The organism is Ferrovum sp. PN-J185, from assembly GCF_001581925.1.
In the GTDB taxonomy this organism is placed as follows: domain Bacteria; phylum Pseudomonadota; class Gammaproteobacteria; order Burkholderiales; family Ferrovaceae; genus PN-J185.
On the sequence record NZ_LQZA01000004.1, the window covers coordinates 41,815 to 57,861 of the forward strand.

The 16,047-nt window shown below is 38.8% G+C and carries 10 protein-coding genes; 6 read left to right on the plus strand and 4 right to left on the minus strand.

Annotated elements, in window-relative coordinates; translation table 11 throughout:
• Positions 1-35 precede the first annotated feature (35 nt).
• The 3 genes from FV185_RS07915 to FV185_RS07925 are packed head-to-tail and all read left to right on the plus strand — an operon-like array spanning position 36 to position 4,714.
• On the plus strand, positions 36-1,517 hold the full coding sequence (locus FV185_RS07915; RefSeq protein ID WP_067496109.1) for a leucyl aminopeptidase: 1,482 nt from the start codon (positions 36-38) through the stop codon (positions 1,515-1,517).
• Positions 1,518-1,541: 24 nt separating this feature from the next.
• Positions 1,542-1,964, plus strand: coding sequence for a DNA polymerase III subunit chi (locus FV185_RS07920; RefSeq protein WP_067496113.1), 423 nt, complete (start codon positions 1,542-1,544; stop codon positions 1,962-1,964).
• 2 nt (positions 1,965-1,966) lie between these two features.
• A complete protein-coding gene (locus FV185_RS07925) occupies positions 1,967-4,714 on the plus strand; it encodes a valine--tRNA ligase (protein WP_067496402.1) in 2,748 nt (915 codons plus the stop codon).
• A gap of 5 nt (positions 4,715-4,719) precedes the next feature.
• On the opposite strand, the gene FV185_RS07930 is transcribed toward FV185_RS07925, so the two are convergent.
• Positions 4,720-6,153 carry a beta-barrel assembly-enhancing protease gene (locus FV185_RS07930; protein WP_067496116.1) on the minus strand — a complete coding sequence of 478 codons (1,434 nt, stop codon included), beginning with the start codon at positions 6,151-6,153 and terminating at the stop codon, positions 4,720-4,722.
• A 44-nt stretch (positions 6,154-6,197) separates the two neighbouring features.
• Here FV185_RS07930 and moaC point away from each other — a divergent pair, with 44 nt between their 5' ends.
• The 3 genes from moaC to FV185_RS07945 all read left to right on the plus strand — a co-directional run bounded on the left by moaC (position 6,198) and on the right by FV185_RS07945 (position 10,143).
• Complete coding sequence (gene moaC / locus FV185_RS07935; protein WP_067496119.1) at positions 6,198-6,695, plus strand: cyclic pyranopterin monophosphate synthase MoaC; 498 nt, start codon at positions 6,198-6,200, stop codon at positions 6,693-6,695.
• A 94-nt stretch (positions 6,696-6,789) separates the two neighbouring features.
• Positions 6,790-9,450, plus strand: coding sequence for a pyruvate dehydrogenase (acetyl-transferring), homodimeric type (gene aceE, locus FV185_RS07940; protein WP_067496122.1), 2,661 nt, complete (start codon positions 6,790-6,792; stop codon positions 9,448-9,450).
• Between the two features lie 105 nt (positions 9,451-9,555).
• A complete protein-coding gene (locus tag FV185_RS07945) occupies positions 9,556-10,143 on the plus strand; it encodes a Fe-Mn family superoxide dismutase (protein WP_067496125.1) in 588 nt (195 codons plus the stop codon).
• 64 nt (positions 10,144-10,207) lie between these two features.
• Here FV185_RS07945 and FV185_RS07950 read toward each other — a convergent pair whose 3' ends face one another.
• Genes FV185_RS07950 through fdxA form a run of 3 tightly spaced genes read right to left on the minus strand, consistent with a single transcriptional unit; the run spans position 10,208 to position 15,820 of the window.
• Positions 10,208-12,913 carry a UvrD-helicase domain-containing protein gene (locus FV185_RS07950; RefSeq protein ID WP_082787096.1) on the minus strand — a complete coding sequence of 902 codons (2,706 nt, stop codon included), beginning with the start codon at positions 12,911-12,913 and terminating at the stop codon, positions 10,208-10,210.
• Complete coding sequence (locus FV185_RS07955; RefSeq protein WP_067496131.1) at positions 12,846-15,539, minus strand: PD-(D/E)XK nuclease family protein; 2,694 nt, start codon at positions 15,537-15,539, stop codon at positions 12,846-12,848. The genes FV185_RS07950 and FV185_RS07955 overlap by 68 nt, the downstream gene beginning before the upstream one ends.
• A complete protein-coding gene (gene fdxA, locus FV185_RS07960; RefSeq protein WP_067496134.1) occupies positions 15,497-15,820 on the minus strand; it encodes a ferredoxin FdxA in 324 nt (107 codons plus the stop codon). Before fdxA ends, FV185_RS07955 begins: the two co-directional genes overlap by 43 nt.
• Positions 15,821-16,047 lie beyond the last annotated feature (227 nt).

Consider the following 16,047-nt stretch of genomic DNA (forward strand, 5'->3'; position numbering starts at 1 on the left):
TATATCAATATTCTAATTTAATACGGAGAACAACTGTGGAATTTAGTTTAAAAGCTCAACCTTTAGAGAAAATTGTAGCTGATGCCCTGATTGTAGCCATCCCATCAAATCAGCAACTTTCTAGCGAAATCAAGCAGTTAGACACCGCATGCTCAAAAATAATCAGCCAAACCATAAAAGCTGGTGATTTAGGTAAAACATTAGGTGCTACAGTTGTACTGCATCATGTAACCGGTATTAAAGCTCAAAGAATTTTACTTGTTAACAGTGGTAGTAAAACGCTATTAAACGATAGTGAATATAAACAATTAGTTCGTACCAGCTTAAAAACACTTGAAGCACTGGGTGTTAAAAATATTGCCTTCACTCTAAATCAACTAAATGTTGATAACAGAGATGATGCCTGGTCTACTGAACAGGCAGTTATTATAGCCAGCGAAATATGTTATCGAATTAAAAAAATCACTAAAGAAAAAGGTAGTTTAAGTTCTCTACAACACATGTCTTTTGTAACCAAAGGAAAAACACCAAGTGCTGCATTGAACAAAGTTATTACTCAAGCACACGCTACTGCAAATGGAATTGCCTTCACTAAAGACTTAGCAAATTTACCACCTAATATTTGCACCCCAACCTATCTAGCTAAGGAAGCTCAAAAACTAGGTAAAGAATGGAAACTTAAAATCGAAATTCTTGAGAAATCGGATATGGAAAAATTAGGGATGGGATCCCTACTCGCTGTATCACAAGGTTCAAGACAAGCCCCTAAACTGATTACAATGAAATATAACGGGGCTACACAAAAAAATGCCAAACCTATTGTATTAGTTGGTAAAGGAATTACTTTTGATACCGGGGGTATATCTTTAAAACCTGCTCCTGAAATGGATGAAATGAAGTTTGACATGTGTGGTGCTGCTTCTGTTTTTGGCGTTATGCGTGCGGTGGCAGAAATGAAGCTGCCAATCAATTTGATTGGTGTAGTACCCACTTGTGAGAATATGCCAGATGGCAACGCCACAAGACCAGGAGATATTGTTACCAGCATGTCTGGACAAACCATTGAGATTCTTAATACAGATGCTGAAGGTAGGTTAATTTTATGTGATGCCTTAACCTATGCTCAACGTTTTGAACCCAAAGCTATAGTTGATATTGCTACGCTGACAGGCGCATGTGTTATTGCTTTAGGTAATGAGGCTGCAGGATTATTTGCTAACAACGATAGTTTATCCTCTGCTTTAAAACAGGCTGGTGATGTGACAGGCGATAGAGCATGGCCTATGCCTCTGTGGGAGGAATATCATGAAGGATTACGCTCAAATTTTGCCGATATGGCCAATGTGGCAGGACGTGCAGGAGGCAGTATTACCGCAGCTTGTTTCTTGGCAAAATTCACCCGTAATGCGACTTGGGCTCACTTAGATATTGCCGGTGTAGCTTACCGTGGCGGGAAAGAAAAAGGGGCAACCGGACGTCCAGTCTCACTTTTATGCCATTTTTTAAAACAACAATAATGAGATAATAGGATGGATCACTGAGTGACGCGGATTGACTTTTATACCCATGTTAAAGACCAAGTTCTTGTGGCACAAAAACTTATTCAAAAAGCCTGGGAGCAAAAAAAAACTATTTGGGTAAGGACTGCTACTCAACATCAAGCCGAAACACTTGATGCTCTATTATGGCAAATCAATCCCACTTCAGTGATTCCTCATTGTCTGAGTAATGACCCAATCGCCAATGAAGTACCGATTGTAATTGATTGCGCTGGACAGACACCATGGCACCACGACTGTTTAGTTAATTTACATCCAGAGCGCTTTGACTACTTTGCTCGTTTTCAAAGATTATTAGAAATTGTAAGTATTGATGAGCAAGATAGACAAGCAGCACGATTACGTTTCCAGTACTACCGTGATCGTGGTTTTGAAATTTATACACATGATTTGAGCCGTAAATAATGATTGAATTAGATAAAAGTTTTGACCCCCATTCTATAGAATCCTGCTGGTACCCTTTTTGGGAAAAAGAGGGTTTATTTAAAGCACGCAACCAAAGCAATACCTCCCCCTATTCTATTTTATTGCCTCCCCCTAATGTAACAGGGACGTTACATATGGGACATGCCTTTCAACATACATTAATGGATGCGCTTATCCGTTACCATCGTATGCAGGGTGACAATACCCTTTGGCAAGCAGGAACGGATCATGCTGGGATTGCCACACAAATTGTTGTGGAAAGACAGTTAGAATCTCAAGGTCTTGATAGAAGAACCTTGGGGCGAGATAGTTTTCTGGAAAAGGTATGGCAATGGAAAGAGCACTCCGGGTCTACTATTACTCGTCAAATGAGGCGTATGGGCAGTTCCTGTGACTGGGAGAGAGAACGCTTCACCATGGATGAGGGATTATCCAAAGCCGTCAACGAAGTTTTCGTACGTTTGTATCAACAAGGACTGATCTATCGCGGTAAACGGTTAGTCAACTGGGATCCTGTTCTTCAGACTGCTGTATCGGATCTAGAAGTAATTTCTGAGGAAGAACAAGGGTTTTTATGGCACATCCGTTATCCTATCGTAAATCAACCAGGTCAGTTCTTAGTAGTAGCAACCACCCGACCAGAAACACTGTTTGGTGATATGGCTGTTGCAGTAAACCCTCAAGATGATCGTTATCAGTCACTGATTGGTCAGTATTTAGCCTTACCACTAACTGATAAACATATTCCCATCATTGCTGATGATTATGTAGATAGCAACTTTGGTACGGGTTGCGTAAAAATTACTCCGGCTCATGACTTTAATGACTACCAAGTGGGATTAAGACATCAATTAATACCGATTAATATTTTCACAAAAGAAGCGAAACTAAATGAACATGTCCCTACTGAATTCCAAGGTTTAGATCGATTTGTTGCCAGACAAAAAGTACTTGAACAGTTAGAGTCACAAGGCTTATTAGCTGAGTCTAAAAAACATACTCTTATGGTACCAAGAGGTGATCGAACCCGCTCTGTCATAGAACCTATGTTGTCAGATCAATGGTTTGTAAAGATGGAAGGTTTTGCACAGCAAGCACTTGAATTGGTCTCATCCGGACAAATCCGTTTTATTCCAGAAAATTGGACTAACACCTATAACCATTGGTTAACAAATATTCAAGATTGGTGTATCTCTCGCCAATTATGGTGGGGACACAGAATTCCTGCTTGGTATGATGAAAATGGTAATGTATTTGTTGCTCATTCAGAAGCAGAAGCACAGTCTTTAGCAGCCAATAAAAAGCTAAAACAAGATGATGACGTACTTGATACATGGTTTTCTTCTGCCTTATGGCCTTTTTCAACTTTGGGTTGGCCTGATAAAACCAAGGAACTAGATACTTACTTACCAACTAATGTGTTAGTGACTGGGTTTGATATTATTTTCTTTTGGGTAGCAAGAATGATTATGATGACAAATCATTTTACCGGCAAAATACCCTTTCAAGAAGTGTACATCACAGGTTTAGTCCGTGACGCTCATGGTCAAAAAATGAGTAAATCCAAAGGGAACATTCTTGATCCCATTGATCTCATTGATGGAATAGATCTTGAAAGTCTAGTGCATAAGAGAACCAGTAATTTAATGGATCCTAAACAAGCCAAAACCATTGAAAAAGCAACGCGTAATGAATTTCCTAAAGGTATTCAAAGTTTTGGTACAGATGCATTACGATTTACCTTTGCCAGTCTTGCCACACATGGGCGTGATATAAAATTTGATTTACAACGTTGCGAAGGTTACCGTAACTTTTGCAATAAAATTTGGAATGCAACTCGTTATGTATTAATGAATCTGCCAGATCATGAATCGACATTTGAAATCACTCCAAGAACTTTTGGGCTAATTGATAGATGGATGTTGAGTCGACTCAATCAAGCTATTAAAGAAGTAAGAGAAGGATTTGATACCTATCGTTTCGATATGGCTTCTCGTAGTATTTATCAGTTAGTTTGGGATGAGTACTGTGACTGGTATGTTGAGTTAGCTAAAACCTCTTTAGGATCAACTGATCAAGATATTCAATACGCAACCCGCTACACGTTAATTCATACTCTGGAAACAATATTACGTTTAACTCATCCATTAATGCCTTTTATTACTGAAGAACTATGGCAGAAAATCGCTCCATTAATGAACCGTCATGATAAAAGTATTATGGTTGCTCCCTATCCAGAGTTTACTATTACCCAATTTGATGACCAAGCGGATAAAGAAATTAGTCTTCTTAAAGAGCTCGTTAATGCTTGTCGAACATTACGTTCAGAAATGAATCTTTCACCCAAAGACCGGGTACCGTTACTCATTGTCGGTAATACTGATAACCTGCATTCATTCGCCGACCATTTAGCTCATCTTGGTAAGTTAAGTGAAGTGCAATACGTTGATTCACAAGTATTAGATAATACAACCGCTCCTGTTGCAGTAGTGGGTGATTACAAATTAATGCTTAAAGTAGAAATTGATGTTGACGCAGAAATTCAACGTCTAAACAAGCAAATTGAAAAACTCACTATTGAAATTAACAAAGCTCGTCAAAAACTAAGCAATACCAGTTTTGTCGATAAAGCACCAGTCGAGGTTGTTAATCAAGAAAAAGAGCGTTTAACGCAATTTGAAAAGCAGGTCACTGATTTAACCGTACAGGTCAGTCGGTTAAAACAATAACAACATTATTTTTTACGTTTTGCCTTGTCAGATGCCAAGGCATTTTTAATAGTATCTATTTCAGCTTCGACGGATGATTTTTGATAAAAATCTCCGTCGCCTGTTTTTAAAGCAATTTGTAACTGATCTAATGCAGCACTGTAATTATCCATATGCTCATAGTAATAAGCTAAGGCCTGGTGACTTGCAAGCTGCTGGTTAAGAGCAGCAAATGCACGTGCCTCATAGTTATATAGTTTTGCATCTTGTTCGTTATGACTTATTCGTTTACGAATATGCTCTAACGCATCCTGATTACGCTTCAAAGTTAGTAGCGTTTTTATATACCCGTAATTAAGTGCTCTATCATCAGGATACTGAGCCAAAGCTTGATGATATAAATCTAAAGCCAAATCAAGTTTACCCTCATCTTGTGCTATGGCCGCATTTAGACTTAAAAACATTGGATTAGCTTTTGCATACAATCTAATGCTATCTAACTTTTGCTGAGCTTCTCTGAACTGATGATTTCGCCAGAGAGCAACAGCATAACCGTATATTTCAGGTTGATCTTGCGGATATTTTGGATTTAACTCTTCACCAGCAAAAGATCGTACTGCCTCATTAGGAGTACCAACAAGAGCCTTAATTCTTGAGCGTACCAACTGGAAATTGGGGCTATCTTGTACTTGCTTATAGGGAATATTCTGTAATCTATTCTGTATCTCAGCCAACCGTTCAGTAGTAAGCGGGTGGGTTTGTAAGAAAGCTGGGACTCCCTCGTAAAAACTATCATAGTGCTGAAGTTTCTCGAAAAAAGTCCACATACCCCGCGGATCGTATCCTGATCTAATTAATCTTTGTATACCTAAACGATCAGCTTCTTTTTCGTATCCTCTACTGGCATTCAATTGAGCCTGTATAGCACCAGCTTGAGCACCCATCATCCCTCCAACTGCTGCATCAGGACTCGTTCTAGCAGCCAATAGTGCCGCTGCCATAGCAGCCAAAGTAAGAGGCATATTTTGGCTTTGCGCTTCCATTTCTCTGGCAATATGATGTTGTGTGACGTGAGATATTTCGTGAGCGAGTACTGAAGCCAATTCAGATTCTGTCTCTGCAGCCATAATCAATCCGGTATGAACCCCAATAAACCCTCCTGGCATAGCAAATGCGTTGAGTGTTGGATCTTGTAATATAAACACTTCAAAGTGCATACCTGTTGCATCGTCACTCACTGCCAATAAACGCCCAGCAACATGATTCACAAAATCAACCGATTCTGGATCATCAAAATAAGCTGGATCAGAGCGAATTTCCATCATCACCTGACGGCCAAGTGCTGATTCCTCTTGGGGAGACAGATAGTTTGCTGAACTGTCACCAAGATCAGGTAATTCAACTGCTAACGCTTGCCCAGCGAAACAGCAAATTAAAAGACAAAGAAAGACTTTTTTCATAACTGTATGATAACCTAACTTAATTACTTTTTTCTTAATTCAATATGGCACTTACACACTTTAACGCTCAGGGTGATGCACATATGGTTGATGTTGCAGAAAAACCCCCCACTCACCGCAAGGCAACCGCTACAGGCACCATTGTCATGAAACCAACCACTTATGATCTGGTTGCAACAGGACAGGCGAAAAAAGGGGACGTACTCGCTGTTGCCCAAATTGCTGCTATTCAAGGTGCAAAAAAGACTGCGGATTTGATTCCCTTATGTCATCCCTTAGCGTTAACTCATATTAATGTGGAGTTTAAGTTAGATCCTAAGTTTTCCGCAGTTCACTGTATAGTCAGTGTTGAAACTATTGGTAAAACGGGGGTGGAAATGGAAGCACTAACTGGCGTTCAAATAGGTTTATTAACTATTTACGATATGCTTAAAGCAGCAGATAAAGGCATGATAATGAAAGACATATGTCTCTTAGAGAAAGCGGGTGGACAATCAGGCCACTGGACCCTGGAAACTCCCCCTTCAACCCATAGCATCTAATCTATTTTGGCAGTAATATAGTGGTTGTGGCCGGTGATCCCGGCTGGAGGAGTCAATCTAATAAACTAAACCGCTGATCGCGAGGGAACTAACTATGTCCGCAGTGCCTGATAATGATAAACAAGAAACCCAAGAATGGCTTGATGCCTTAGATTCCGTACTTGAACTTGAAGGGCCAGAACGAGCTCACTACCTACTCGAGCAATTAATTGATAAAGCGAGACGTTCAGGTGCCTTTCTACCTTATAGCGCAAATACCGCTTATATAAATACTATTCCACCCCACCAGGAAGTGAGTGTTCCAGGCGATCCTGAAATGGAGCACAAAATCCGCTCGTTAATTCGTTGGAATGCAATGGCTATGGTGGTCCGAGCCAACAAAACATCAAGTGAACTTGGTGGACACATTGCTAGTTTCCAGTCGGCTGCAACCTTATATGATGTTGGTTTTGATCATTTTTTTAGAGCTCCTAGTGCTGAACACGGTGGTGATTTACTATATATCCAGGGCCATTCAGCGCCAGGGATTTATGCTCGAGCATTTTTAGAAGGTCGCCTAAATGAAGAGCAGCTTGCTAAATTCCGTCAAGAAGTTGATGGTGGCGGCTTGTCATCCTATCCACACCCATGGTTAATGCCTGATTTTTGGCAAATGCCTACTGTATCAATGGGCTTAGGGCCTTTAATGGCGATCTATCAGGCTCGCTTTATGAAATACCTTGAAAACAGAGGGATAGCAAAAACTGAAAATCGAAAAGTCTGGGCATTTATGGGTGATGGCGAGATGGATGAACCAGAATCCTTGGGTGCGATATCCCTTGCTGCCCGCGAAAAACTAGATAATCTTATCTTTGTTGTTAACTGTAATTTACAACGCCTAGATGGGCCAGTACGTGGTAATGGCAAGATTATTCAAGAACTTGAAGCTGATTTCCGTGGTGCTGGTTGGAACGTCATCAAAGTCATCTGGGGAAGACAGTGGGACGCATTAATTGCCAAAGATCGTTCTGGGTTACTGTTACAACGGATGATGGAAGTGGTTGATGGTGAATATCAAAGTATGAAAGCACGTGATGGTGCTTATGTGAGAAAGCATTTTTTTGGTAAATATCCTGAATTAGCTCGTTTGGTAGCTAATATGACAGATGATGATATTTGGCGTTTGAATAGAGGTGGTCATGATCCATTTAAAGTCTATAACGCATATCTATCAGCTGTGCGTCATTCAGGCCAACCTACTGTAATTTTAGCTAAAACAGTTAAAGGCTATGGTATGGGTGAGGCTGGAGAGGGGCAAAACATTACTCACCAACAGAAAAAAATGGGTGAACATGCAATCAAACAATTCCGTGATCGTTTCCAAATACCGATATCAGATGAAGTGATTGCAGAAATCCCCTTCTATCGACCAAGTGATGACAGTCCTGAAATACAGTACTTAAAACAGCAACGAGAAAAACTAGGTGGGTATATCCCTGCAAGACGCTTTGATGTACCCAAACTCACTGTCCCGCCACTATCAACCTTTGAGTCACTATTACAAAGTACAGAAGATCGACAATCGTCCACTACTATGGCCTTTGTGAGAATACTAACACTACTAACTCGCGATAAAGAACTGGGTAAATTAATCGTACCAATTGTACCTGATGAATCAAGAACCTTTGGCATGGAGGGGATGTTCCGCAGTCTAGGTATTTACTCTTCTGTGGGGCAACTGTATGAACCACAGGATCACGACCAGTTGATGTACTACCGTGAAGACGTTACTGGCCAAATTTTACAAGAAGGGATTAATGAAGCGGGAGCGTTCTCATCATGGATTGCAGCTGCTACTTCCTATGCAAACCATGGTGTTACCACAATTCCGTTTTATATTTTCTACTCCATGTTTGGTTTTCAAAGAGTGGGGGACCTCGCTTGGGCTGCAGGAGATATGCAGTGTCGTGGATTTTTAATTGGTGGGACTTCAGGTCGTACTACTTTAAATGGTGAAGGCTTACAACACCAAGATGGTCATAGCCAAGTTCATGCAAGCTTTATTCCTAATTGCGTGTCTTATGACCCCACCTTCGCCTATGAAGTCGCCGTCATTATGCAAGATGGTTTAAGAAGAATGTATCAAGAGCAAGAAAACATTTTCTACTATATAACCACTTTGAATGAAAATTACTCCCACCCCGCAATGCCCCAGGGAGTTGAGGCTGGTATCTTAAAAGGAATGTATTTATTTAAAGCTCGCCAAGAAAAACATAAAGGCCCTGAAGTTCAATTACTTGGTAGTGGGTCCATATTACGTGAAGTTATTGCCGCCTCAGAGCTGCTGGCTGAAGATTGGGGTATCAATAGCCAAGTGTGGAGCGCAACAAGTTTCAATGAGCTTGCACGTGAGGGACAGAATACTGTCAGATGGAATCGTCTACATCCAACCGCACCAAGAAAACTGTCTTATGTGGAAAACTGCCTAAAAGATACCAATGGGCCAGTTATTGCTGCAACAGATTACATCAAAACCTTTGCTGAGCAAATTCGAGCTTTTGTACCAGGTAAATATGTGACTTTAGGCACCGATGGATTTGGTCGTTCTGATACCAGAGCCAAACTCAGACACTTCTTTGAGGTTGATCGTTATTACGTAACAATTACTGCCCTTAATGCCCTGGCTGAGGAAGGTAAAATCAAACCTGAGGTAGTATCTGAAGCTATTAAGAAATACAACATAAACCCAGAAAAACCTGTTCCAACATCAGTGTAACGCTCACTCCCTCTAGGTAGAAAAACCCTAGAGGGATTTTTTTGTTTTCTTTTTCTTATTATTTTTATAGAATTAGTCTAAACTTTCATAAACATGGAGAATCTCATGGAACACCAGTTACCTGCTCTGCCTTACGCCAAAAATGCCTTAGTACCGCATATGAGCGAAGAAACCTTTGATTATCATTACAGTAAACATCATAACGCCTATGTAGTGAACCTCAATAACCTGATTAAAGGAACTGAGTTTGAAAGCTTGGATTTAGAATCAATCGTAAAAAAAGCACCTGCAGGCGGAATCTACAACAATGCGGCCCAGGTTTGGAATCATACCTTTTTCTGGCATTGTCTTAGCCCACAGGGTGGCGGAGAGCCAACTGGCGCATTACTTGATGCCATTAATAAGAAATGGGGTTCTGTAGATGAGTTTAAAAAAGCCTTTCAAACTGCTGCGGTTGGAAATTTTGGCTCTGGTTGGACTTGGTTGGTAAAAAAAGCAGACGGCAGCCTTGATATTGTTAACATGGGCGCAGCGGGTACACCACTTACTACTGGAGATAAAGCTGTTCTATGTATTGATGTATGGGAACATGCTTATTACATTGATTATCGCAACTTACGTCCTAAGTTTGTCGAGACTTATCTCGCTCATTTAGTTAACTGGGAATTTGCTGCAAAGAATTTTGCTGCGTAATAATATTTGTTAATTAATAGTTAGTTTTTAATCTAAAAAGAGCTGAAATAGTTTTCAGCTCTTTTTATTGATACTCTTCAACTATTAACAAATCAGGATGAATGTTTTTTAGATTTATTAATTCTTTGATCCAAGCGGTCTCTTTTTCCTCAACTCCTCCCAGAATATATAACTCACTCTGAGCTCTTGTCATAGCAACATACAATAAATTATTTTCTTCCTGTTGAAGTAACGCTTCCTCTCTATCCAAGTAAAACAACTGAGTTTTGGGAATCATTTTTTTCTCAGGCACATAAGAAAAGTAATCAGGATAAGCGTGCTCAGGTAACCAATTTACATACCAAAAATGACTTTTCCCCTTAGCACGCCATCCATCATGGTCAACTAACCATACCATTGGTGCCTCTAAACCTTTTGCTCCATGAATCGTCATTAATTTAACAGCATTGGTTGTAGCTGAAAGCATGCCTTGATCAGGAGCTTGTGACTCATCATTACGTAATTCATCCATTTCCATAAGAAAACGCACTAGATTAGGATAACGTCCACTATTCCACGATAGAGTAAACTCTAAAAAAGCGTCAATATTTGACTGTGCCTGATAATAGCGCTCAAAAGATAAACACGCTTGATAGGACTGTAGAACTTTTCCTTCAATTAGTATCGTTTCTAACAAATCATGAACGGGAACCTGTTGTGACAGTTTCCTCCAGTGGTCCAGTAAAAGGAAAACATCGTTAAAGCAAGATATGGACGACAATTGATGCCACCATGAGAGATCTTGAGAAAACCTCAATAAATCTGTATCTGTGCGATTAAAAACAGGGGATTTTAAAACTTTGGCTAAACTTAAATTATCCATTGGATAGACCAACACTTTTAGCAAACTTAAAATATCTTCAATTTCCAAAAAAAATAATAGTTGGCCTTTTTGCTGACTAATAAATGGAATACCTAGGTCTCTGAATACTTCTTCAAACTCTATCAGTGTTTGTCGTCGTCTGGCGAGAATTAATATATCACTATACTCTAGTGTTTTTTTCCCTTGCCCTGTTAAGATATCTCTCTTCCCAACAGAGTCATTGAGTAGGTGAGCAACAGCCATTGCCCCTGTAGGATTCATTTCATATTCTTCACGAGCCGTTTTTAATGGATGACGTAATAGATTATCCGAATAGGCTTTTTTATTGGTTTCAAGTTTACGATTTTGTTTGTCTACAATAAGTTTTACCAATCCTTTATCTGTATTGTTTTTTGCTTGATGAGCAACATGAGGAAAAGATGACTTGTTTTCAAATAAACGATTAACTAAGTTAATAATTCCTTGATAACTACGATAAGACTGAGACAGAGTTAATTGTAAAGCGTCATATTGAGCTAACAACAACTCCTTTGCCTCTTCAAAAACTCGACTATCCGACCGTCTAAAACGATATATCGCTTGTTTAGGATCCCCTACAATAAATAATCTCAGAGAAGAATCTGACTCTCGAGCATTAACAAACCACTGTTTTAAAATATGCCACTGTAACGGACTGGTATCTTGAAACTCATCTACTAGAACTTGTTGGAAACGAGTGTCTAATCGATAGAACCAATGTGGTGCTTGTATTGGATCTCTCAATAGCTGATAGATCCAATAGGCTATATCAGAGAAATCTGCTTCACGATTAATCTTTTTAAGACGAATCAACTCTTGTATGTATGCATCAAGGCAAGTGAAGAGTTGTAAATTTAACTGCCGAGTAAACTCAAGCCGAACCCCCTCTCTATACCGCTCCATTAAATCTACCCAATCTAACCACAACTGATTCTGCTGAACTGCATTTAAGGCATTAGCAATATTCTGTCTTGGAGTACCATATCCTTCCTGAGTAAAAGTCCACTCAATGAAATCTAACACTTGTTCTGAAGTGGATATAAGTAGAGACAATTCTTGAGCTTGTCTTTGTAAAGCAGGAGTTAATTGTGTTAATTGCTGAATTAATGCTAAGGCTAATACATTCACTCTAGAGTCGTTCATCATGTCTTGAGGATTGATTGCCCCTGCTTGTTCAAAATCTATTTTTTCCCATACTAATTTAGGGTTATTGTGTTGTGTAAATAATTGCCACTCAACACGCCAGTTAGCTCCTTCAAATAATATTTGTCTAAGAGATTCGGTACCTATTTTTTTAATTAAATTATTTATCTCAGCGTGATCATTATTTAATTCAATTCTTTTTAATAATGATAGCCATGCTTCCTGACGAATCGACAAACGATCAATTCCAGGATTTACATCAAATTGTATTGATGAGGATAAGGGTGCTTGTTTAATTAAAGACAAAAACCATTCGTCAAAAGTATTTATAACAACACCAGGTTGTGCCATTAGATTTTGATAGAGCTTTCTGGCACGAGGTAAATAGTTACTTATCTGCTGATGAGTAATTCCTCTTTCTACTAGAAAATCAATTACCCAAGAGTCATGTTCAAATGCTAATTGATGACTCCATTCTCGTAAACGTACTTGCATTTCTGATGCTGCTTTTCTTGTAAAGGTAATTGCAACAATTTGATTAGGAGGAACATTATCTAAAAGTAAACGAATAATTCGCGAAACTAATAACCAAGTTTTTCCCGTTCCAGCACAAGCATCCACTATCACAGAGCGCTCTGGATTAAGTGCTTCGTATGTCCTCAACAGTGAAGTATTCATATTAATTCCAATATTGACGACGGCAAACACCTTGATATTGGCAATACTCGCAGGTTTTGGTTGTCCCATTTGCAGGCCAACTTATGCCATTACGTGTATCATTTACAATATCAAACCATCTCTCCATAATTTTTTCGCTTAACTCAGATAGATGATTAATACTCACTTCTCGTATGGGTTGATCTTCAAGAAAAACATAACTGGTTTTTGGCTCTAGCTCATCAAGTAATTGGGCATAGAAAGGAAGTTGAATTTCTTCTCCTGATTCAATATCTTTTCTTATAATGTGTTTACTACTTCGTAATTTATAATCTAAGATTTCTGTAATCTGTTGTCCATCTTCAACTTTAGTATCTAATCTATCGATATTACCAACTAATTCAAACTCCTCACCCCGCGAATTATGTTTTAACTTATTTATATGTTGCTCAATGCCAATTGTTTGCCAATTAGCTTGTTCTCGTTTATCAAACCATTCTGAAATAACCGGAATCAAAGAACACCAGTACACATACCAAGCCTGCCAGTAAGGATCCTCTTCTAATAATGGTTGCCAGAGACTGTCTGTTACCTGCATAAGACAATCGTGCCAAGTCTGGTTAGGATGACATTTTTTAAACACAACAACTTTTTCAAGTACTCGGTGAACCAATTGGCCAAACTCCGCTTTTGTCACGCCTTCGGTGACTGGGAAAGGTTTTTTTACACACAAAATATCATATAAAAATGCCTGATAAGGACAATTCATAACTCTTTGATAAAACGATGCAGTAACCGTTTGAGGGAATTTATTAGCGGGAATAGATACCTTTGGCCTAGTTACCTGAATTGACTGATTCTCTATATTAGATGATTGTGTACTAATAAAAAGAGAACTTCCATACATATATTTATGGGTATTTTCCATGAGGTCAATCATGGGTGCCAATACGGATTGGGCTCCATTAATTTGTGTACGATAGGTCATCACTATTGTATTGGAATGCTCAATCAACTCCATTATATCTTTTGTCGATTCCTCTAAAAAATCTTCTCTCAGGGGCAAACCAAATACTTTTCTTACAGATTCACCAAATATGGGGTTAACTGGAATATATGGTAACTGAGTACTATCTATACCAAGGACAAGAGTGGCTGTTGATGATATATACAATGACTGAGACAATTGGCTAAAAGTAACTACAGGATTAGTATATTCAGGTTTAAAATAACTACTTTCTAGTACTTCTTCCAACCATCCCACCCATTCATTAAAAGCATAAAGTCCTTGTTGATGTTGTTTATTTGAAAGGAGTTGTTGCAAATACTCCAGGAATTGTTGTCCCGCCATATCTTTAGTTAAAGATGTGTACATAGACCAACACTCTAATAATTGAAACAGTTGATTGATCCATCCACTAAGACTTAATCTTCTATGTTGAAATAATGATAATCCAGTTAAAAGAGCTCTTTTTATCTTATTCGTTTTATTATTATTTTCTTCTTCTAATACAGTCACATTTACTAACCATTTATTTAACTGGCTTTGGTTAGAGAACTGTCCAATATCATTAATAAGCTGTTCAATTAATTGGCAACGTTCATTTTCCTCTTCATCGCCCATAAACCACGGTATATGAAACAACTCAAATAAACCTTGCCTTGAAAAACCTCGTTGAGCTAAATTCAAACAAACCTTAATAGCCGCAACTACAGTGGTAGTGCTAAATATCCAACCTGTAGTATCTTCAAAAGGAATATTTTTAGAAGATAAACAAGCCTGTAACCGTCTTACAGATTGTCTGTCTTGAGCAATTACCATCACAGGGACTTGATTGTTTTTTATTCTTGCTTCAATCCAAGACACAGCAAACTCAGTCTCTTGCTCAAAATAATCGCAAGCAACCAAATTAACCCGATTAATTAATGGACTATCATGGCATCGTGTTTTATAAGAATTCGCCCAATCTACAAGCGCTATGTCTGAGCGATGTAACCATAAATTCGACAACCAATCTCTTAATTTAGAATGCTGGATGGGTTCTGTTGCAATTATCTTTATTAATACGTTATCACTGATATCTTCTAGAAACTGTCTCTCCGCCGGGTAACGAATGCTTGCCTCCATCACCATCAATACATTCATTGAACAATATTTAGGCAAGTTTTTTAGGCGCGCTATATATGCCATTGAGCTTGATAAATAGCGGGAAGAATCATGAAGTAGTTGCCAAAGTGTATGAACAACTCGTGCTTCAAACTGAAGAGGCTGTGATAGAGCTGACTGATAAGCACTTGCAAGAGTCTGCGCTAATTCTGATTCGTTATTTGGCCAAATAATACCTTGGAGATTTAATTCATCCATTAACCTCACTGACTCTTGTGCGAAATGCCAGCGATAATGCTCTTCAAACCAACTATTTTCTACTAATGCATCATAAACCAATTGTTGGCGTTCATATTCCCCAACAATTTGACCATGTAAGGGAACCTGTTCTGCCAATAGTGAAAAAGTTGTGATATGTACATATCTAGCATATGAGAAAACCAATGATTCGAGGTGGGGAATAAGTTTTGCGTGTGGGACGACTACAGTGACTCCCCTACCCTCAGGATATTGCTCAATTATCGTCTTTATTTCATGGGCTGTTGCTAATAGCGCCCATGATGATGTTATTTCTCTAAGAAGTCTCGTTTGTCCTTCACGTCTTTCCACTCATCAGCATCCTCTAAAGGGTCCTTACGTTCAATAATAGGCTTCCACACTTTCGCAAGGTCAGCATTAATTGCAATAAAGGCACGTTGGTTTTCAGGAACATCATCTTCAGCATAGATCGCTTCAACAGGACATTCAGCGACACATAAGGTACAGTCAATACATTCATCAGGATCAATAACTAAAAAGTTAGGTCCTTCACGAAAACAGTCAACTGGGCAAACATCAACACAATCAGTATATTTACAACGAACACAAGACTCAGTCACCACATACGTCATGACAGCACTCTCCTAACCTAAAATAAACATTCTAACAGCACTAAAAGGCCTATCACAAATACTAAAATTGAATTAATTAAGATTTAAAATGTCTATGTAAGCGAGAGTATTTTGTCATTTTAAACAACTAATTGCTTTTTCTGACAACTTTGTAACTACTATGCGACAATAATGAATTGGGTTAAAATGAATTAAATTTCGATGAATCATCTGATTCATCAAACACA